This is a genomic window from Rhodanobacter sp. FW106-HT46G03 (assembly GCF_058789895.1).
In genome coordinates, this window is the sequence record NZ_JBYTCC010000001.1 from 3,431,599 (window position 1) to 3,448,819 (window position 17,221).

The following is a 17,221-nucleotide window of genomic DNA, read 5'->3' on the forward strand; positions in this document are numbered from 1 at the left end:
CGCGCAACGGTGAGGGTGCAGGCGTATTGGAGCCTAGCAGCGTGCATGCACCGCGCGAAGGCGTAAAAGGGCAGACTTTAGTCGTGGCCGGGGTGGCCAGGCGCGACGCAGACGGACGTCAGGGCGCTTGCACGAGCTGCGGCACGGCCGGCGCAAAGCGCATCGTCAGCTCGCCACGGAGGCCGTCGGGGTGGCCACTCGGCACCGCAAAACGCCACCCACGCACGGTGGCGAGGGCGTGGGCGTCGAGCACGGGGTCGCCGCTGGATTGGGCGAGGCTCGCGGCGGTGACGTTGCCCGCGCCATCCACGGTGAGGTCGAGCAACACATTGCCCGCCAGGTGATCCTGCATGCGCGACCACGAGACCGGCGGTTGCGGCATCGCCACTGGCACCAGCTCCGGCGTCGGCGCCGGTTCGGCAGCGTTGGCTTCGGCGACGAACAGCGGCGGGCGCGAGCGCTTCGGCGCGGCGGTGAGCGGACGCACGACATGCCGGCGCGATGCCACCGGCACCGCCGGGTGCGACCGATGCGCGGTGTGCATCACGCGCCTGGCCGGCGGTGCGGCGTGCACGAAACCGGCCACGCGCTCGCTCGGCCCGGCCCAATCGACACTCTGCGCACTGAGCCAGTGCGTGCCCGCAATGCCGACGGCGAGGGCGACCAGGCTCAGGGACGTGGTGGTGCGTAGACGAAACATCGCTTATCTATGCGCCCGCATGCGGTAATCGCGGCTGAAGGTGGCGCTTCAGCGTTCGAGGATGGCGGTGACGCCCATGCCGCCAGCGGTGCAGATGGAGATCAGTCCGCGGCCGGAACCTTTTTGTTCAAGCAGCTTGGCAAGCGTGGCGACCAGGCGCGCCCCGGTGGCCGCAAACGGATGACCGATCGCCAGGCTGGAGCCGTGAATGTTGAGCTTGGCCGGGTCGATCGTACCCAGCGGCGCATCCAGCCCCAGACGGGTCTTGCAGTAATCCGCGCTTTCCCACGCCCGCAAGGTGCACAGCACCTGCGCGGCAAAGGCTTCGTGGATTTCGTAATAGTCGAAATCCTGCAGGCTGAGACCGTTGCGTTTCAGCATGCGCGGCACGGCGATGGTCGGCGCCATCAGGAGGCCTTCGCCGTGCACGAAATCCACCGCCGCCACTTCGGCATCGCGCAAGTACGCCTGCACCTTGAGCCGGTGTTGCGCGGCCCACCCGTCGCTGGCCAGGAGCACCGCGGCGGCGCCGTCGGACAGGCCGGTGGAGTTGCCGGCGGTGAGCGTGCCGTGCCCGGAGGTCTTGTCGAACGCGGGTTTCAGCGCCGCCAGCTTTTGCAGGGTGGAATCCGCCCGCAGGAAGCCATCGCGCGCCAGGCCGCGAAACGGCACCAGGAGATCGTCGAAAAACCCGGCGTCGTACGCGGCCGCCAGTTTCTGGTGGCTGGTCAGCGCAAACGCATCCTGCTCGGTGCGGGTCACGTGCCACTCCCGCGCCATGCGCTCGCAATGGTCGCCCATCGACATCCCGGTGCGCGGTTCGGCCACGCCGGGAAAGCCGGGCTTGAGCTCCTTGAGCGAGAACCGGTGCAGCGCGATCTTCAGTTTTTCCAGCGGCGTCCTTGCGCGGTTGATCGCCAACAGGCGCTTGCGCAGGCGCGGGCGGAACACGATGGGCACGTCGCTGGTGGTGTCCGAGCCGGCGGCAATGCCGGCCTCGATCTGGCCCAGCGCAATCTTGCCGGCAACGATGATGGCGTTGTCCAGCGAAGTGCCGCAGGCGCGCGCGGTGGTGATGCCGGGCGTGGTTGGCGCCAGCCCGGAGGACAGCACGGCTTCGCGCGCGAGGTTCCAGTCCGACGGGTGCTTGATGACGGCGCCGAGCGCCACCTCGCCCAACTCCTCGCCGTGCAGCCCGAAGCGCTCGACCAGCGCGCCGAGCACCTTGACCGACATGCCGAAATTGCCCACATCCGCGTACGCGGTGTTGTTGCGACAAAACGGAATGCGAACGCCGCCGATCACGCCGACGCGCCGTTTTTGCGTGTTGTCCATGCGCTGTAGAACCCCGAGCCTGTATGCCGCAAGGCTAACCCGCGTCCACGCGGTGCGGAAGGGCGAATCGCTGAATACCGCGCCCGGCCCGGTGCACACGCTTGATCTGGCGCGTTGGGGACCCGGCGTGCGGTCCTCTAAAATCACCGCATTCTTTTCAGCGGGAAACCTCGTGGACGCCAACACTGCCCCGGTTGCATTGCCTCTGGTCCTCGCCATCGAACCGGTTACCGGCGAAGCGGCGGCGCGCTCCACGCTGACCCGCGACGAGGCCGCCGAGCTGGCCGCGCTGATCGCCGCCGACCTGCATGGCGTGGTGCCCGCGGTGGAGGCCGCGCGGCTAGCCATCGTGGGCGGGCTGTACGACCCGGTCGAGCTGTTGCGCCCCGGCTTCCCGGTGTGGGCCATGCTGGAAGAACTCGCCCGCCGCCACCCACGCCAGCACCTGGGCAACGTGATTGCCTTCGGCACCCACGAGGGGCAAATGCCGGACCGGGTGTTCGAGCCGTCGAAAATCTACGCGCACGGCCCGCTGCGCCTGCTGCCGTTGACCTTGCTCGCGCCGCCGGAAGTGGCTGCGGACATCTCGGGCGATATCGAGGTGGAACTGGTCGGCCAGGGCGCCACCGGCAACTCCACCGCGGATTGGCTGATGCGCAAGCTCGACCTGCGAATCGAACACGCGCGCTATTTCAGCCGCGGCGACATCCTCGCCATGGTCAGCGTGCAGTACGAAAGCGTCAGCCTGGCGCCCATGTGGAGCCTGCTGGAAGCCGCATTGCTCACCCCGGATCGCAGCGAAGAGGTGCTCAGTGCGCGCGGTTTGACCCTGCGCTACGCCGGCCATGAGGTGATCGCGCAATCACCCGCCAACTGGCTTGCCACCCAGCACTGGCACGACGAGGACCTGGCGCAGCGCGCGCACGACTTTGCCGGCATCGTGTTCGAGTTGCGCCAGTACGCGACCATCCTGGATGCCCACCACGTGCCGCTGCGGCTGGAGCCCACGCCCGAGCACGGCGCCGAAACCGGCTGGCTGCTCGAACCCCTCGCCGACGCCGACCCGCGCTGTGCCACCCCGCAGCTCTACGCCCACGAAGCGCCGGGGCTGGGCGTCGTCACCGTCACCGTCGCCCAGCAGGGCGATGGCAGCGGTTCGCCGCGCCTGCTTGCGCATGGCTACCCGATCAAGCCGCGTTCGCTCGGCGCACTGCTCGCCATGCTCGCCGACCGTTACGGCTGCGCGGCCGAACTGCAGATGCCCGGTCACGTCGTGCTCGACGCCGCAGGCCACCTGTCGGTACCGGCCGTTTCCCTGCATTGACGGCGCGCGTGAGTGGCGCGCAACGCGCCTTTCACGCCTCCTTGCGCCCACCTGCACACCTGCGCCAGCATGCTGGGTGCGGGCAGGGGGAAATTTCGGGGTATCGGCGGCAAAACCGTAGCCGCTCGGGTTTCTGCCACCCACGCGCCAAGGCCCCGGTGCGCGCATGCGCGTTCGGGAACCGCCAACCGAATCTTCAGGCCGCGCCATGACCCGTCCACCGCAACCCGCCATCGGGGCCTCCCCGGTCGATCTGTCGCTGGCGCAAGCCGCGGCGCGCACCCTGCACACCGCCGCCACGGCGCTGGCCTATTTCGACCGCCGCCTGCGCCTGCGCTTTGCCAACCCCACACTGCAGCGTTGGCTGGGCACTGGCGCCGGCTGGCTCGACCAGCCGCTGGGCGCGGTGCTCGATACCCAAAGCGCACTTGCCGCACGTTCCGCCTTGCTGCGCGCCGCCGGCGGCGAATCGGCGCAATACGAAGGCCAATGGCAAACCGCCACCGGCCCGGCGCGCTACGTCCGCGGCCAGTTCGAACCCGACCGCAACGCGGCTGGACAAGTGGTCGGCGTGGTCGCCGCGTTCAGCGATCTCAGCCAACGCCACGCGCTTGAAGTGCAACTGCGCAAGGGCGAGCAGCGCTACGCGCAAGCGTTTCAGCATGCCGCCGCCGGCATGGCGCTGGTGCATCCGGACGGCCAGGTGCTGCAGGCAAATCGCGCGCTCGCGGCGCTGCTCGGCTGCGAAAACAGCGCGCTCGCCTCATATCGCTGGCGCGACCTGCTGCACCCCGACGACGCCGTCACTTGCGCCGCGCTGGCTGAAGACTTGCGCAGCGGCCGCAACGAGCAGGCGGATACGCCGATCCGCCTGCGCCACCGGGATGGCCACGAGGTGCCGGCGCTGCTGCGCATGTCGCAGGTGCGCAACGACGCCGGCGCGCAGCATTGCCTGGTGATGCTGGTGGAAGACGCCACGCAGCGACGCCATTACGAGCAGGCAGTGGCGCGCGAAAGCGCGTTTGCCGAAGCCGCGCTGGACGCCCTCGGCGACGCCGTGGTGGTTTGCGATGCCGGCGCGCACATCGTCGCGCTGAACCCGGTGGCCGAGGCGCTGACCGGCTGGCGCAGCGTCGACGCGCGCGGCCGCCTGCTGGGCGAGGTGTGCATTGCCAGCGGCGCCGCCACGGCCGCGCCGCTCGCCGATGCCTTGCAGCAGGCACTGGATCGCGATGCCACGCTGGCGCTGCCGGCACCACTCGCCTTGCGCCACCAGCTGGGCTTCGACACCGCGGTTGCCTGCACGCTGGCGCCGATGCGCGACGCCGCCGGCGGTGTGATCGGTGCCGTGCTGAGTTGCCACGACCTGAGCGAAACGCGCGAACTGACCCTGCGCCTGATCCAGCTTGCCCGCCGTGACGCCCTCACCGGCCTGCCCGGCGTGCGCAGCCTGCCCGGCCGCGCCGAACGTGCCGTGCGCATGGCCGCCTTGCACGGCTGGCGCTGCGCGCTGTTGCAGCTTGGGCTGGATGGTTTCCGGCGGCTCAACGCTGCGCTCGGCGACGCCACCGGCGACCACGCCATGCAGGCGCTGGCGCGCGGCATGCGCGGCACGCTGCGCGACGGCGACAGCCTGTACCGCGGCGACGGCGACGAGTTTCTCGTGCTGATGCCGCGGGTCGATGCGCTTGGCGCGGCCAGCGCGCAAGCCGCGCGACTCGCGGCGCAGGTGGCCGCCATCACGCCGGAAGGCGCGCACACCGCGCTGCGTGCCAGCATCGGCGTCAGCCTGTACCCGGACGACGCCGACGATGCCGATGCCCTGCGTGCCAACGCCGATGCCGCAATGCACGCGGCGAAAGCCGGCGGCGGCGGTGTCACCCGTTATTTCGGCAGCCTGCCGGAGCCGGCCGCCGCCGACGCCCGCGTGGTCGCCGATGCCCTGCGCCACGCGCTGGCCAACCACGCCCTCAGCCTGCATTACCAGCCGCGCGTCGATGCCGCGAGCGGGCGCGTGCTGGGCGCCGAGGCGCTGCTGCGCTGGCAAGCCGACGGCCGCGACGTCTACGTCCCCGACCAACTCATTCCCGTGGCCGAGGACAGCGGCCTGATCGTCGAGCTGGGCACCTGGGTGTTGCGCGAGGCCTGCGCGCAGGCGCGGCATTGGCGTCAGCACCGCCGGCTGACACCCATTTCGGTCAACGTCACCGCGCGGCAGTTGCGCCACGAACGCTTCTGCGCCGAGCTGGATGCGCTGATGGCAGAGTTCGCGATCGGCCGCGGCGAGCTCGAACTCGAGCTCAGCGGCCCCAGCATGCTCACCGGCGGCGCCGCCACCGCGCAACTGCTCGATCGCATCCGCCAGCGCGGCGTGCACCTGGCGCTGGACGACTTCGGCAGCGACTACGGCAGCGTCGCCTGCCTCGCGCGCACGCCGGCCGACACGCTGAAAATCGACCGCCGGCTGGTGCGCAACGTGGCGTGCGACGATGAGACCGGCGCCACCGCACGCGAGATGATTGCGCTCGCCCGCAGCCACCGCAAAACCGTCATCGCCAAAGGCGTGGAAACCCCGGATCAGGCGGCTTTCCTGCGCACCGCCGCCTGCAACCAATTGCAGGGCTTCTACTGCGGCGCGCCGATGCCGGCCACCGCTCTGGAACAGCGACTGTTGGCGGCGTAGGGCACATCGCACGCCACAAACAGTGTGGCGCAGCGCCATTCAAGATCGCGGCCAGCCCAGTCCACAAAGGCCAACGCTCGCCGCAACGCGCTTTTCCCGAATCCCGAATCCCGAATCCCGAATCCCGAATCCCCAATCCCCAATCCCCCATCCCGCCCAACTACAACCGCTGCTCATACATCGCGTAATGCGACGGCAGCATGCCGAGCAACGCATAGGTTTGTTGCGCGCGACGATTGGCCTGATCCACGTACAACCGCAGGCTGGCCGCGCCGGCTATACGCGCCCGCCGCACTACTTCGGCATACAACGCGCGAAACACTCCGTGCTGGCGCGCGGCCGGCACCACGTACACGCTCTGGATCCACCAGTAATCGCTGGCGTGCCAGTCGCTCCACTCGCGCGTCACGAGCAGCCCGCCCACGGTCGCACCATCCAGTTCGGCCACCAGATAGAACCCGCGTTGCGGCTGCGCAAACACCGCATCGACCCCGCGCGCAAGCGTCGCCGCATCCAGCTCGAGGTTCTCCGTCTCACGCGCCATCGCGGCATTCCAGGCGCACAGATCGGCGGCATCGGTGGGCAACGCAAGGCGAATCACGGGCGACATGGTGAGAGCTCCGGCAACGGTTGCCGCATCGTCGCACACAAAAAAGCGCGCGCCGCAGGGGGAGTGCGACGCGCGCGGGAGCGCGGCAACGGGGAGGGGGTACCACGCTCCTGGGAGTGCAAGCGGAGAGACCAAACCAGCAAAACCCAGCCGGGACGGTCAAGCAAAAACCGCCGCCCAAACTGGCACACAACGTAGCTGTCGCTGCAGGGTTCTGCCGCCTGCGCTCCCGAACCCGCCCTGTCGCAGAGGTTGACGACCGGCGGGGTGCTGCGGAGTTACCAGCTGCGGACGTCGACCACGCTGGCGGTGAAGCTGCTGGCATCCGGCGTGGCACGGAACATGCGGCCGAGGTTGAAGGTGACCTTGTCGCCCGGGGCGATGTTGGAGGTACCCGCCGGCCACGCCTGCTTGCTCTGGATCACCTTGCCGGAGGCATCCTTGATGTCGATGCGGATCTGCGCTGCCGAAGCACTGGCGCAATGGTTCACCAGCTCGCCCGGCAAGTTCATGCGCGCGGATTGCACGGCCGGCTTGAAGTCCTGGATCGCGAAGTCGGTCGGCGCGCAGGCCGCATACGAGGCGATCGGGGCGAGCAGCAGAACAGCGGCGGCAACAAGGGCTTTCATGACGACTCCAACAAGGGGGAAAACAATGGAGAAACCAGTGAGCGGCGGTGCCATGGCGCAACACCACGACACCGGAGGAACGCGGCGGCGGTAAACACCATCCCGGCTGCGAACGCCGTGCGGTGCCGGTTTCCGCTGCTGCGTGCCCCACGGAGCCACCGTGGCGCAGCGCATCGCCGGAAATTCGCGCACGCGACAGGCCCTCCGCCACGGAGGTTTCGATTGCCCACGTTCCTCGACGGAAGCGCTATCGGCACCCGGCAGGCGGGCTTGAACGTCACCGATGCATTCGGTGACGCAGTTCACATTTTGACCAGGCCCGCCGCCCGCCGATTCAAGCCGGCGGCCGTGCGGTCGATGCCTTGGCTATCAGGGCAATGCGAGGGCATTTGCATGAAAACACGGTACTGGATGGGGTGCGCGGTGCTGCTGTTGTCGCCGCTGGCGGCACACGCCACATGCGCCCCCACGGATTTCGCCATCATGGATTTCAAGCCGGCCGTGCAAGCCGCGCGCATGAGTTTGCCGGGCGAACTGGTGAACCACTGCGCGACCGCCGCTGCCGCGCAGATCCGCATCGACATCAAGGATGCCTCCGGCAAGGTGATCCAGACCCGACAAGCCTGGCCTGCCGGCACTTCCAACATCGCCCCGGGCGACAAGGTCACCTTCAACCTCGGCCGCATGTTCCGCCCCTCCCCCGAGATCGAAAGCTTCACCGCCAGCGTCGTGGACGTGCGCACCTGGTAACCCGCACGCTGCCATCGCCGACGCCGGCCGGATCGGCGCGGGCACGCATCCGTCAGGCTGCGGCTTGGGATTCATCTCGGTTGGCCTGGAACCGATGCCGCGTAGCCACTTCCTGCAGCAGTGGTACGCGCGCCCCGATCGGGCAGTGAAAGAAGCGTCGTACGACTCGGTGACGATGCGGCGGAATGCCGGTCTCGAGAGTTTCCGCATGGTCGCGCAAGAACCGCCCCACGCGGGCGGCGATCGACCCGCGTAGACCCATCTGGCCGCAGCTGTCACGGCGCGGCGGTGAGGGCTCCATCGCGGTGAGCGACGCGGCGCGTGTTCAACCTGTGCTCCCGGGTTGTCGCGGAAGCCGTTCCGCCAGGAAGTCGATGAGCGCCTGGACCCGCGCAGGCCGCTGCCGGATCGGCGGCGTCACGATGAAAAGGCCCAGGGGATCCACGTTCCAGTCAGGCATCGCGATCTGCAAGGTTCCATCGTGCAGTCCTTGCCACACCAAGAACTCCGGCTGCAGGGCGAGCCCCAAGCCAGCCAGCAACGCCGGCGTGAATAGGTCCCCGTTGTTGGCCCGAAGCGGCGTCGCGGGTGCGGCAGCGACTTCCGCGCGGTGCTTGCGATGGAATCGCCACGCCGTACTGCCCTGCAAATAGGTGTAGGCCAGCACGCGATGGTGGCAAAGGTCGCGCGGACGCTGCGGCATGCCGTAGTGCCTGAAATAGGCTGGCGCCCCCACCAACAGCATGCGCACCGCGCACAGCCGCTGTGCGTGCAGGCTCGAATCCGCCAGGCTCGCAATCCGCAACGCAACGTCGTACCGGTTCGCGATCAGATCCTCGACCTCGTCATTGAGCTGGACATCCAGTTCGATGTCGGGGTACGCCGTCATGAACGCCGGCAGCAGCGGGCCGAGACGTGCGATGCCAAACGACATGGGCGCGGTCAGCCGGATCAGGCCGCGCAGGGTCGCCGACTGTTCGGTCATCTCGGCCTCGACTGCCACGCCTTCCTCAAGTATCCGCGTTGCGCGTTCCAGCGCGGCGCGACCACTCAGGGTAAGCGCAAGTCGCCGGGACGTGCGCTGGAACAGCGCGGCACCGATGCGCTGCTCGAGCCGGGCGACCGCTTTCGACACGGTTGCTTGCGAGAGCGACAGTTCGGTGGCTGCGCGGCTGAAGGCCCCGAGTTCGGCAACCTTGGCGAAGATCGCCCACGCCTCAAGTTCCGGCAATCGCTTCATGGGTTGTTCCACGGGATGGACGACATGATTCGGTGACCCGGCACCGTGCCTTGTCACAACCATCGTTTAAGAATAGTTGAAATCGTATTTATTCTATTTCGTTGGGTGTGCCTGGAACCTAGACTCGTCCGCATGGTTCGTTGGCTTTGAGGAAAACGGCACGAGACAGCACCGCAATCGGCGGCACGGACGGTATCCGGGCACTGGCCGCCGATGACGCAGAGCCGGTGGGCGGATGCCATCGCGCGTCCAGGCCTCGACTGACGCACTCGCATGCCGGTTGCCGCACCACGGAATCACACCATGACCATTGCAAGAGAGGAGACATCCATGAAATCGATTCAGAACGCTGCAGTATTGTTGGCCCGCATCTTCGTCGGTGCATGGTTCCTGCCTTCTGGCATCGAGAAGATCGGCCAGTACGCAGGTACCGTCGGATACATGGCATCGAATGGCGTACCCGGATCGCTGCTGCCATTGGCGATCGCGACCGAAATCATCTGTGGGGCATTGCTGCTGGTTGGCTGGAAGACGCGGCCGTTCGCGTTGCTGCTGGCAGGCTACACGCTGCTGACGGTACTGCTGTTCCACCTGCACCCGACCAATGCCATCGAGAAGATCATCCAGATGGCCGAACTGGTCGACGCGGGGGGACTGCTGGTGCTCTTCGCCCATGGCGCGGGTGACTGGAGTCTCGACGGTTTGCTGGCACGCCGCCACGCGCCAAAAACCGTGTCCGCAGCGGGCTGATGTCGGAATCCGGCGGACTGGCGATGGCGCAGGAACAATGCTTCGGCACCATCGCTGGTCCGTATGGACTGCTTCGAGACGAACCAGCGGAACAGCGGCGCCCACCTGGCCCCGCACGTCCGAGTTCGGCTTGCGCAGGGCAACAAGATCCACTGGCTGTGCTGTCATCGGTGAAGAGCCATCGTGGGTCGGCATGCTTGTCGGGCTGCAAAGCACCGTCGCTTGCCACAAACGGCTCTACCCCATCCCCAATCCCGTATCCCGTATCCCGGCAGGCATTGCGCCCGCGGCGCTCCCTCCTGTCAGTGCAGGGTGAACAGCTTGTCGAAGCCGGCGACGCGCAGGGTTTTGCGCAGTTCGGGCGAGGTATTGACGATGCGGATGTCGGCGTGGTCGGAGCCGGCGTGTTCGCGCAAGAGCAGCAGCATGCCGAGCGCGGAGCTGTCCATTCCGGTGACGGCGCCCATGTCGATCACATAGCTGCGCGAGGGCTTGCCGTCGCCCAGGCAGGCGTCGCGGAAGGCGCGGTGGATGCTGAAGTCGAAGCGGTCGCCCATTTCCAGGGTGAGGCAATCGAGCTGGTTGTCGTGGTGCACGATCATGTGGTTGTCACCCCTCAGAACAATTCGATTTCGCCGGCATCCATCGAGTTTTGCAGCGCCGGGCCGCGTGAGCGCAGGCGCGCCTTTTCACGTTGCACCGCCAACCGGCTGCGCACGCGTTGCGAGCGCTCTTCCAGGGCCTCGGCGGCCAGCGGCTCGCAGGCCAGCTCCTCGATGTCGCGGGTGCATTCGGTGGTGACGTTTTGCAGCTCGGTCAGCCGCTCGCGGGTCTGGCCGATGAGCTGGCGCAGGATGTCCTCGAACTGCAGCGAGCGCACAGTGGTGGACACGTCGCTGGTCAGGCCGCGGCTGATTTCCACCACCTGGTCGGCGGCGGCGCTGGTGCGCGCGTCGGTCTCGGTGACGTGCGCGGTCATCGCGTCGATGCCGCCCTTGGCGGACAGCGCCACGTTCAAATCCTGCGAAGCCATGGCGCCGATCAGGCCGCTGAGCTGCTCCATCGCGGCGCGCGCGCGCTCGACGTGGCTGCCGATCTGCTCGTTGAGCTCGTTGGAATTGCTGGCAAGGTTGCGGATCTCTCCGGCCACCACCGCAAACCCGCGACCCGCCTCGCCGGCACGCGCGGCTTCGATCGCGGCGTTGAGCGCCAGGAGGTTGGTTTCCTCGGCAATGGTATTGACGTTTTTCAAGAGACCGAACACGGCATCCATTTCCTTCGCCATGCCGTCGATGCGGTAGACGATGCGCAGGCTTTCGCGCGACATGGTGACGATCACGCCGACGAAGTGTTCGAGCAGGTCGCTGGTGCGCTTGGCGAAATCCTGCACCGAGACGTCGCCATCCTGCACTTCGATGATTTGCTTCAAGAGCGATTGCTGCTGCGCGGTCTTGTTGGACAGGCCATTGAAGCCGCCGCCCAACTCGGACACGGCATCGTGCAGCACGTCCAGCCCCTGGTGCAGCTCGCGCGCGGCACTGCCCAGCTCATCCACCAGCGCGCTGCGCACGTCCTCCAGTGCTTCACGCACCGGTGCGGCGCTCACGGTCGGCGCCGTGCTGGCCACCGCCGCCACCGGCACGGCGGTGCCGGCCTGGTAGGCCCACACCGCCACCGTGGCGATCAGCAGCAGCGGCGCGAGCCACGCGGCGTGCCACACCAGCATCAGCAGCAACGCCACCGCGCTGACGAGCCACGCAAGGCGGCATCGGCGGGGGAGCAAATCGGAAGGCAAAGACATGGTCGGAAGTCCGGAAATCAGGCGTCGCTGACCGCGACGTGGGGATGATGGGCAAGCGTCAGCAAACGCGCCGCCATGTGGTCGATCGATTGCATTTCGGGGGCGGCGCCGAGTTTCCACGCGGCGCCGGGCATGCCCCACACCACCGAACTGGGCTCGTCCTGCACCACGGTGGCAGCACCGGCCTGGCGCAGCTCAAGCAACCCGCGCGCGCCGTCGTCGCCCATCCCGGTGAGCAGCGCGGCCACGGTACTGGCGCCGGCACTCGCCGCCATCGAGCGGAACAGCACGTCCACGCTGGGCCGATGGCGGTTGACCGGCGGGCCGTCGTGCAGGCGGCAGACGAATTTTGCGCCATCCCACATCATCAGCAAATGGTGGCTGCCGGGCGCGATGTAGGCGTGGCCTTGCTGGATCGGCTGGCCGTCCTGCGCCTCGCACACGCGCATCGCGGAGCAGCGGTCCATGCGCTCGGCAAACGGGCCGCTGAACTGTGCGGGGATGTGCTGGGTGAGCAGGATCGGCGGCGCATCCGGCGGCATCATTTCCAGCACCACGCGGATCGCCTCGGTGCCGCCGGTGGAGGCGCCAATGGCAATGATCGGGCTGCCGCCGCGCGAGCCGGGCGCATGCACGCGCGGCAACACTGCATCGGCGCTGAGCCGCGGCCCCACTTCGAGCCGGCGCACGGTGGCGCGCTGGCGCGGCCTGGCAAGTGCCGCGTGTTTCACCTTGAGGCACAACTCCTGCGCGCTTTCGCCAAACGTTGCCGCCAGGTCGGTGTTGGGCTTGGCGAAGAAATCCACCGCGCCCATCTCCAGCGCGCGCAGCGTGACGTCGGCGCCGGCCGTGGTCAGGGTGGATACCATCACCACCGGCATCGGCCGCAGGCGCATCAGGTTTTCCAGAAACGTGATGCCGTCCATGCGCGGCATCTCGACGTCGAGCGTGAGCACGTCGGGGCTGAGCTGCTTGATTTTTTCACGTGCCACCAGGGGGTCGGGCGCCGTGCCAACCACCTCGATCTGCGGGTCGCTGGTGAGCATCGCCGACAGCATTTTCCGCACCAGGGCGGAGTCGTCGATCACCAATACGCGCACTCGTTCCATCACTCACCCTTCGTTGCGCAGCCGCAATGCCCGGCAGCTGCCACCATGAATTCGGTTGCCGGCGTCAAAACAGCTCGACCTCACCCTGTATCGGATCATTCGCCAGCGCCTTGAGATAACTCTTCTCGCCGAGCACCAGCTCGGCATCGCCATGGCGGCGCAGCTGGCGCACGCGCACGCGGCCGCTTTGCGGATAAAACTGCACCTGGCGCGGATAGATGTCGCCCAGATCCTCGGCGGCAATATGCAGCGCCTCGGTGGCGAGATAGCGATGCACAAAATCGATGTTGCGCTTGCCCACATCGGTCATTTGCGCCAGCACGCGGCCGCCGCCGAACAGCTTGACGCTGAAATCCTCGCGCCGGCTGCCGGCCTTGATCAGCGCGTTGATGAGCTGCTCCATCGCCTCCGAGCCATAGCGCGCCGCGCGGCCGTTGGCTGACGACCAGCTGTCGCCCGTGCCCCCGGGCTCGGGCAGCATGAAATGGTTCATGCCGCCGATGTGGCGTACCGGGTCGTGGATGCACGCCGAGATGCAGGAGCCGAGCACGGTGCCCACCTGTTCCTCTTGCCGGCTCACGTAAAACTCGCCGGGCAGGATCTTGACCACCGTGCAGTTCTGATTGGGGTCCCAGAACCGGCGCAAATGCTCGAACCCCGGCAGCGGCTGCAACGGTTGGACAAAGCGGCGACGTTCGGCAACAGCGGGTTGGTTCATGCTCTTTTCCGGTACGCGGTACGCCCGACCAGTTCGAAATCGTCGTTGATGCCGTGCATCGACTCGGAGTGGCCGAGAAACAAGTAACCGCCGGCCGGCAACAGCGCGGCGTAACGGCTGAACAGGCGCTTTTTTGTCGGCGTGTCGAAATAGATCACCACGTTGCGGCAGAAGATGGCGTCGAATAACCCCTTCATCGGCCAGTCGTGCAAAAGATTCAGTGGCTGCACCGTGACCAGCTCGCGCAGGCGCGGATGCACGCGCACGTAGCCCTCGTTGGCACCGGAGCCACGCAACAGCCAGCGATGGCGGCGCTCGGCGCTGATGCCACCGAGCCTGTCCGCCGCATACACGCCGTTGCGCGCGGTTTCCAGCACCTGCGGTGAGAGGTCGGTGGCGAGGATTTTCGCGTCCAGATGCTTGGCGCCGGCCGTTTCCAGCGCCTCGGCCAGCACCATGGCAATGGCGTACGGCTCTTCGCCGGAGGAGCAGCCGGCCGACCAGATGCGCAGGCGGTCGCCGTCACGGCGCTTGCGGTCGAGCCATTGCGGCAAGAGCTCTTTTTCCAGGAGCTCGTAGTGGTGCGGCTCGCGAAAAAACGAGGTGACGTTGGTGCTGATGACGCTCGCCAGCTCGCCCAGCTCGCTGTCCGCATCCGCCCGCAGCAGCGCGCAATACGCGGCGTAATCGGGCAGATGCAACTGGCGCAGCCGACGCGCAAGACGACCCTGCACCAGTTGCCGCTTCTGGTCGCTCAGCGCAATGCCAAGGTTCTGATAGACGAAATCGCGCAGATACGCGAACTCGTGATCGCCGAGCAGAACGCCGGCCAGCGGGCTGGCGGCAACGCCGATGTCTTTGCGCTGCGCCGTGGATGCATGCATGTTCAAAACTCCTGCCACGCGTTGCCCTCGGCCGGGCCGGACTTGAGCCGGGGCGCGGCCGCCACGAAACCGCGCCGGCCGTGCGCCTCGCCTCAGAACTCCTTCCAAGCGTCGCGGTCGCTGGCGGTTTCCGCCACCAGCCGCGGCGCCGGCTTTTCGCGCACCGCCGCCATCACCTGCTCGGTCGCACGCACCACTTCCTGCCGCTGCGCTTGCTCGCGCACCTCGGCGTTCGCCACGCCGCCATCGAGCAGGTGGAAGAAACCGACCTGCTGTGCCAGTTCGCCCGCCTGATCCTGCATCGCGCGCGCGGCGGCCGAGGCTTCTTCGACCAGCGCCGCGTTTTGCTGGGTGACCTCATCCATCTGCATCACCGCGCGGTTCACTTGGTCGATGCCGCTGGACTGCTCCTGACTGGCCGCCGCAATCTCGGCCACGATGTCGGTCACCTTCTTGACGCTCTCGACGATGCCCTTCAACGCCGCGCCCGATTCGTTCACCAGCGCGCTGCCGGCTTCGACCTTGGTCACGCTGTCCTTGATCAGCGCCTTGATCTCCTTCGCCGCCTCCGCGCTGCGCTGCGAGAGGTTGCGCACCTCGCCGGCCACCACCGCAAACCCGCGGCCCTGTTCGCCGGCACGTGCGGCTTCCACCGCGGCGTTCAAGGAGAGCAGGTTGGTCTGGAAGGCGATCTCGTCGATCAGGTTCACGATGTCGGCGATTTTCTTGCTCGATGCGCTGATCTCGCCCATCGCCGCCACCGCCTTGCCGGCCACTTCGCCACCACGCTCGGCCTGCTCGCGCGCACCGCGCGCCAGCTGATCGGCCTGCCCGGCGTTGGCCGCGTTCTGCTTCACCGTCGCCGTCATTTGTTCCATCGACGCCGCGGTTTCTTCCAGGCTGGATGCCTGCTCCTGCGTGCGCTGCGAAAGATCGTCGTTGCCCTTGGCGATCTGCTGCGCCGCGCTCGACACCGCATCGGAGCCTTCGCGCACCTGGCCCACGATGGTGCCCAGGCGCTCGTCCATCACCTTGAACGCGTGCAGCAACTTGCCCAGCTCGTCGTGGCGCTTGACGTTGATGCGATGGCCAAGCTTGCCGTCGGCAATGTCCTCGGCCACCACCATCAGGTGCTTCAGGGTGCCCATCAGCGAGCGCACCAAGAGGTACGACACCACGGCGGCAACCGCCAGCCCGGCAAGCAGCGCGATCAGCACCAGCATGCGCACCACGGTGTAGCGCTTCAGCTGCGACTGATACGCCGCATCCACCACCTTGCCCTGCATGTCGACCAGCTTGTTCAAGGTGTCGATGCGCATCATCAGCGCCGGGCGCACCTCCATGTCGAGCAGGTCGCGCGCGCCTTCGTCGCCCTGTTTGAGCGCATCCACCACGTCTTTCAGACCGGTGGTGTAATCGCTTTCGGAAGCCGCCAGGTTCTTGTATTTCTCCGCTACCGTCGGGTCCAGCGTGATGCCTTTCAGCTTCGCGACCAGGCTTGCGTAATCCTTCTCGATCTGGTCGTGGTCAGCCAGTTTCTGCTTGATCTGATCGGCCTTGCCGATCGCATTGGCGGCTTCGCCGAGCACGATGAAGTTCATCAGCGACTTCACCTGCATCTGGCCGAGCACCTGCACCGGCACCATGCCCTCTTCATAGCTCTTGCGCGCGTTGTCGTTCTGCCAGCCCATCATGCCCAGGCCCACGGCGGCGCCGGCGATCAGCATCACGCACAACAGGCCGAGCACGCCGACCAGCCGCGCCTTGACCGACAGGGCGGAAAACTTGCCCAACTTGGTTACCAGCTTGTTGAAATTCATCAGAGATCCCCGGGTTCAGGCAGCAACTTCGACTTCATCCACTTCGGAGGCGGCGGCTTCGATCGACTCCACCTCGTCCGGACGCATCAGCTTTTCCACATCCAGCAGCATCACCATGCGCTCGACATGGGTGGCGAGGCCCTTCAGGTAGCGCGTATCGACAATGGCGCCCATGTCGGGCACCGGCTTGATGGCCGCCGGGTCGATGTCGATCACGTCGGATACCGCATCCACCACGATGCCGAACAGGCGGTCTTCGACGGCCACCACGATCATCACCGTGTTGACGCCGTATTCCGCGCGCTCGATGCCAAAACGCAGGCGCAAATCCATCACCGGCACCACGGCGCCGCGCAGGTTGAGCACGCCCAGCACGTGCGGCGGCGCCTGCGGGATGCGGGTGACGCGCGACCAGCCACGGATTTCGCGCACCGCAAGAATGTCGACGCCGTACTCCTCGCCCGCAAGGCTGAAAGTAAGCTGCTGCACGGTGGCGGCGGCGCCGGGCTTGTTTTCGTTCATGGAACCTACCTCGTGATGGGCATCGCTGGACGCCTGTGACGAGGACGGTATCGGCGCCGGGTGGCGCGACTTGAGTCGCGGTTACCCCAGGTGCGCGATCAGGGCGACCACGCGCCCCACGCACCCGGTTTGTTGCCGCTGCCCATCGCCACCAGCGGTTGACCGGGGATTGCGCAGCCACACGTTGTTGGGGTTTTGGCGGTGCCGCCCGTCGATGCCGGTGGTGGCATGCGGCGACCCGGCATCGTCAACCGCATGGCCGGCATCGGGATACCGGCGCTTCGAATTGCCGCTGTGGCCCATGGAACCACCATGGGCCCGCCGACCGGGACGCAGGCCGGCTCAA

Annotated in this window: 17 protein-coding genes; 4 read left to right on the forward strand and 13 right to left on the reverse strand. The window is 67.2% G+C overall.

Translation table 11 applies throughout. The features are described from left to right. Window positions 1-118: 118 nt before the first annotated feature. Window positions 119-700, reverse strand: a complete 582-nt coding sequence (locus tag AC3WP6_RS15305) for an energy transducer TonB family protein (protein WP_492628474.1) — start codon at window positions 698-700, stop codon at window positions 119-121. Window positions 701-748: 48 nt separating this feature from the next. Continuing rightward, complete coding sequence (locus AC3WP6_RS15310) at window positions 749-2,035, reverse strand: acetyl-CoA C-acetyltransferase (protein WP_492628475.1); 1,287 nt, start codon at window positions 2,033-2,035, stop codon at window positions 749-751. Window positions 2,036-2,207: 172 nt separating this feature from the next. Between AC3WP6_RS15310 and AC3WP6_RS15315 the strand changes: the two genes are divergently transcribed. Together AC3WP6_RS15315 and AC3WP6_RS15320 are read left to right on the forward strand one after the other, a co-directional pair. Further along, window positions 2,208-3,359, forward strand: coding sequence for a hypothetical protein (locus AC3WP6_RS15315; RefSeq protein WP_492628476.1), 1,152 nt, complete (start codon window positions 2,208-2,210; stop codon window positions 3,357-3,359). A gap of 208 nt (window positions 3,360-3,567) precedes the next feature. Beyond that, window positions 3,568-6,042 carry a sensor domain-containing protein gene (locus tag AC3WP6_RS15320; protein ID WP_492628477.1) on the forward strand — a complete coding sequence of 825 codons (2,475 nt, stop codon included), beginning with the start codon at window positions 3,568-3,570 and terminating at the stop codon, window positions 6,040-6,042. 160 nt (window positions 6,043-6,202) lie between these two features. Here the strand turns inward: AC3WP6_RS15320 and AC3WP6_RS15325 are convergent, their stop codons facing one another. Beyond that, a complete protein-coding gene (locus AC3WP6_RS15325; RefSeq protein ID WP_492628478.1) occupies window positions 6,203-6,652 on the reverse strand; it encodes a GNAT family N-acetyltransferase in 450 nt (149 codons plus the stop codon). Between the two features lie 278 nt (window positions 6,653-6,930). Next, window positions 6,931-7,281: a hypothetical protein gene (locus AC3WP6_RS15330; RefSeq protein ID WP_492628479.1), complete on the reverse strand. Its 351-nt coding sequence runs from the start codon at window positions 7,279-7,281 to the stop codon at window positions 6,931-6,933. Window positions 7,282-7,674: 393 nt separating this feature from the next. On the opposite strand from AC3WP6_RS15330, the gene AC3WP6_RS15335 reads away from it, so the two are divergent. Then, entirely contained in the window at window positions 7,675-8,031 is a 357-nt protein-coding gene (locus AC3WP6_RS15335; RefSeq protein ID WP_492628480.1) for a hypothetical protein, read from the forward strand. A 325-nt stretch (window positions 8,032-8,356) separates the two neighbouring features. Here AC3WP6_RS15335 and AC3WP6_RS15340 read toward each other — a convergent pair whose 3' ends face one another. Then, entirely contained in the window at window positions 8,357-9,271 is a 915-nt protein-coding gene (locus AC3WP6_RS15340; RefSeq protein ID WP_492628481.1) for a LysR family transcriptional regulator, read from the reverse strand. Between the two features lie 330 nt (window positions 9,272-9,601). Here AC3WP6_RS15340 and AC3WP6_RS15345 point away from each other — a divergent pair, with 330 nt between their 5' ends. Then, window positions 9,602-10,021 (forward strand): DoxX family protein, encoded by a 420-nt coding sequence (locus AC3WP6_RS15345; RefSeq protein ID WP_492628482.1) that lies wholly within the window; start codon window positions 9,602-9,604, stop codon window positions 10,019-10,021. 302 nt (window positions 10,022-10,323) lie between these two features. Here AC3WP6_RS15345 and AC3WP6_RS15350 read toward each other — a convergent pair whose 3' ends face one another. The 8 genes from AC3WP6_RS15350 to AC3WP6_RS15385 form a co-directional block, all read right to left on the reverse strand. Continuing rightward, on the reverse strand, window positions 10,324-10,623 hold the full coding sequence (locus tag AC3WP6_RS15350; protein ID WP_492628483.1) for an STAS domain-containing protein: 300 nt from the start codon (window positions 10,621-10,623) through the stop codon (window positions 10,324-10,326). A 14-nt stretch (window positions 10,624-10,637) separates the two neighbouring features. Beyond that, window positions 10,638-11,822, reverse strand: a complete 1,185-nt coding sequence (locus AC3WP6_RS15355) for a methyl-accepting chemotaxis protein (protein ID WP_492628484.1) — start codon at window positions 11,820-11,822, stop codon at window positions 10,638-10,640. Between the two features lie 17 nt (window positions 11,823-11,839). Beyond that, window positions 11,840-12,931 carry a protein-glutamate methylesterase/protein-glutamine glutaminase gene (locus AC3WP6_RS15360; RefSeq protein ID WP_492628485.1) on the reverse strand — a complete coding sequence of 364 codons (1,092 nt, stop codon included), beginning with the start codon at window positions 12,929-12,931 and terminating at the stop codon, window positions 11,840-11,842. A gap of 64 nt (window positions 12,932-12,995) precedes the next feature. Further along, complete coding sequence (gene cheD, locus AC3WP6_RS15365) at window positions 12,996-13,649, reverse strand: chemoreceptor glutamine deamidase CheD (protein WP_492628486.1); 654 nt, start codon at window positions 13,647-13,649, stop codon at window positions 12,996-12,998. Beyond that, on the reverse strand, window positions 13,646-14,533 hold the full coding sequence (locus AC3WP6_RS15370) for a CheR family methyltransferase (protein ID WP_492628487.1): 888 nt from the start codon (window positions 14,531-14,533) through the stop codon (window positions 13,646-13,648). Before AC3WP6_RS15370 ends, cheD begins: the two co-directional genes overlap by 4 nt. Before the next feature lie 92 nt (window positions 14,534-14,625). Continuing rightward, window positions 14,626-16,353, reverse strand: coding sequence for a methyl-accepting chemotaxis protein (locus AC3WP6_RS15375; RefSeq protein ID WP_492628488.1), 1,728 nt, complete (start codon window positions 16,351-16,353; stop codon window positions 14,626-14,628). 15 nt (window positions 16,354-16,368) lie between these two features. After that, window positions 16,369-16,875, reverse strand: a complete 507-nt coding sequence (locus tag AC3WP6_RS15380) for a chemotaxis protein CheW (RefSeq protein ID WP_492628489.1) — start codon at window positions 16,873-16,875, stop codon at window positions 16,369-16,371. 81 nt (window positions 16,876-16,956) lie between these two features. Then, on the reverse strand, window positions 16,957-17,178 hold the full coding sequence (locus AC3WP6_RS15385; RefSeq protein WP_492628490.1) for a hypothetical protein: 222 nt from the start codon (window positions 17,176-17,178) through the stop codon (window positions 16,957-16,959). Between the last annotated feature and the right edge of the window lie 43 nt (window positions 17,179-17,221).

Coding starts and splice junctions, on each gene's coding strand:
- AC3WP6_RS15305 (WP_492628474.1), bottom strand. CDS start 700: ATGTTTCGTCTACGCACCACCACGTCCCTGAGCCTGGTCGCCCTCGCC.
- AC3WP6_RS15310 (WP_492628475.1), bottom strand. CDS start 2,035: ATGGACAACACGCAAAAACGGCGCGTCGGCGTGATCGGCGGCGTTCGC.
- AC3WP6_RS15320 (WP_492628477.1), top strand. CDS start 3,568: ATGACCCGTCCACCGCAACCCGCCATCGGGGCCTCCCCGGTCGATCTG.
- AC3WP6_RS15325 (WP_492628478.1), bottom strand. CDS start 6,652: ATGTCGCCCGTGATTCGCCTTGCGTTGCCCACCGATGCCGCCGATCTG.
- AC3WP6_RS15330 (WP_492628479.1), bottom strand. CDS start 7,281: ATGAAAGCCCTTGTTGCCGCCGCTGTTCTGCTGCTCGCCCCGATCGCC.
- AC3WP6_RS15335 (WP_492628480.1), top strand. CDS start 7,675: ATGAAAACACGGTACTGGATGGGGTGCGCGGTGCTGCTGTTGTCGCCG.
- AC3WP6_RS15340 (WP_492628481.1), bottom strand. CDS start 9,271: ATGAAGCGATTGCCGGAACTTGAGGCGTGGGCGATCTTCGCCAAGGTT.
- AC3WP6_RS15345 (WP_492628482.1), top strand. CDS start 9,602: ATGAAATCGATTCAGAACGCTGCAGTATTGTTGGCCCGCATCTTCGTC.
- AC3WP6_RS15350 (WP_492628483.1), bottom strand. CDS start 10,623: ATGATCGTGCACCACGACAACCAGCTCGATTGCCTCACCCTGGAAATG.
- AC3WP6_RS15355 (WP_492628484.1), bottom strand. CDS start 11,822: ATGTCTTTGCCTTCCGATTTGCTCCCCCGCCGATGCCGCCTTGCGTGG.
- AC3WP6_RS15360 (WP_492628485.1), bottom strand. CDS start 12,931: ATGGAACGAGTGCGCGTATTGGTGATCGACGACTCCGCCCTGGTGCGG.
- cheD (WP_492628486.1), bottom strand. CDS start 13,649: ATGAACCAACCCGCTGTTGCCGAACGTCGCCGCTTTGTCCAACCGTTG.
- AC3WP6_RS15370 (WP_492628487.1), bottom strand. CDS start 14,533: ATGCATGCATCCACGGCGCAGCGCAAAGACATCGGCGTTGCCGCCAGC.
- AC3WP6_RS15375 (WP_492628488.1), bottom strand. CDS start 16,353: ATGAATTTCAACAAGCTGGTAACCAAGTTGGGCAAGTTTTCCGCCCTG.
- AC3WP6_RS15380 (WP_492628489.1), bottom strand. CDS start 16,875: ATGAACGAAAACAAGCCCGGCGCCGCCGCCACCGTGCAGCAGCTTACT.
- AC3WP6_RS15385 (WP_492628490.1), bottom strand. CDS start 17,178: ATGGGCCACAGCGGCAATTCGAAGCGCCGGTATCCCGATGCCGGCCAT.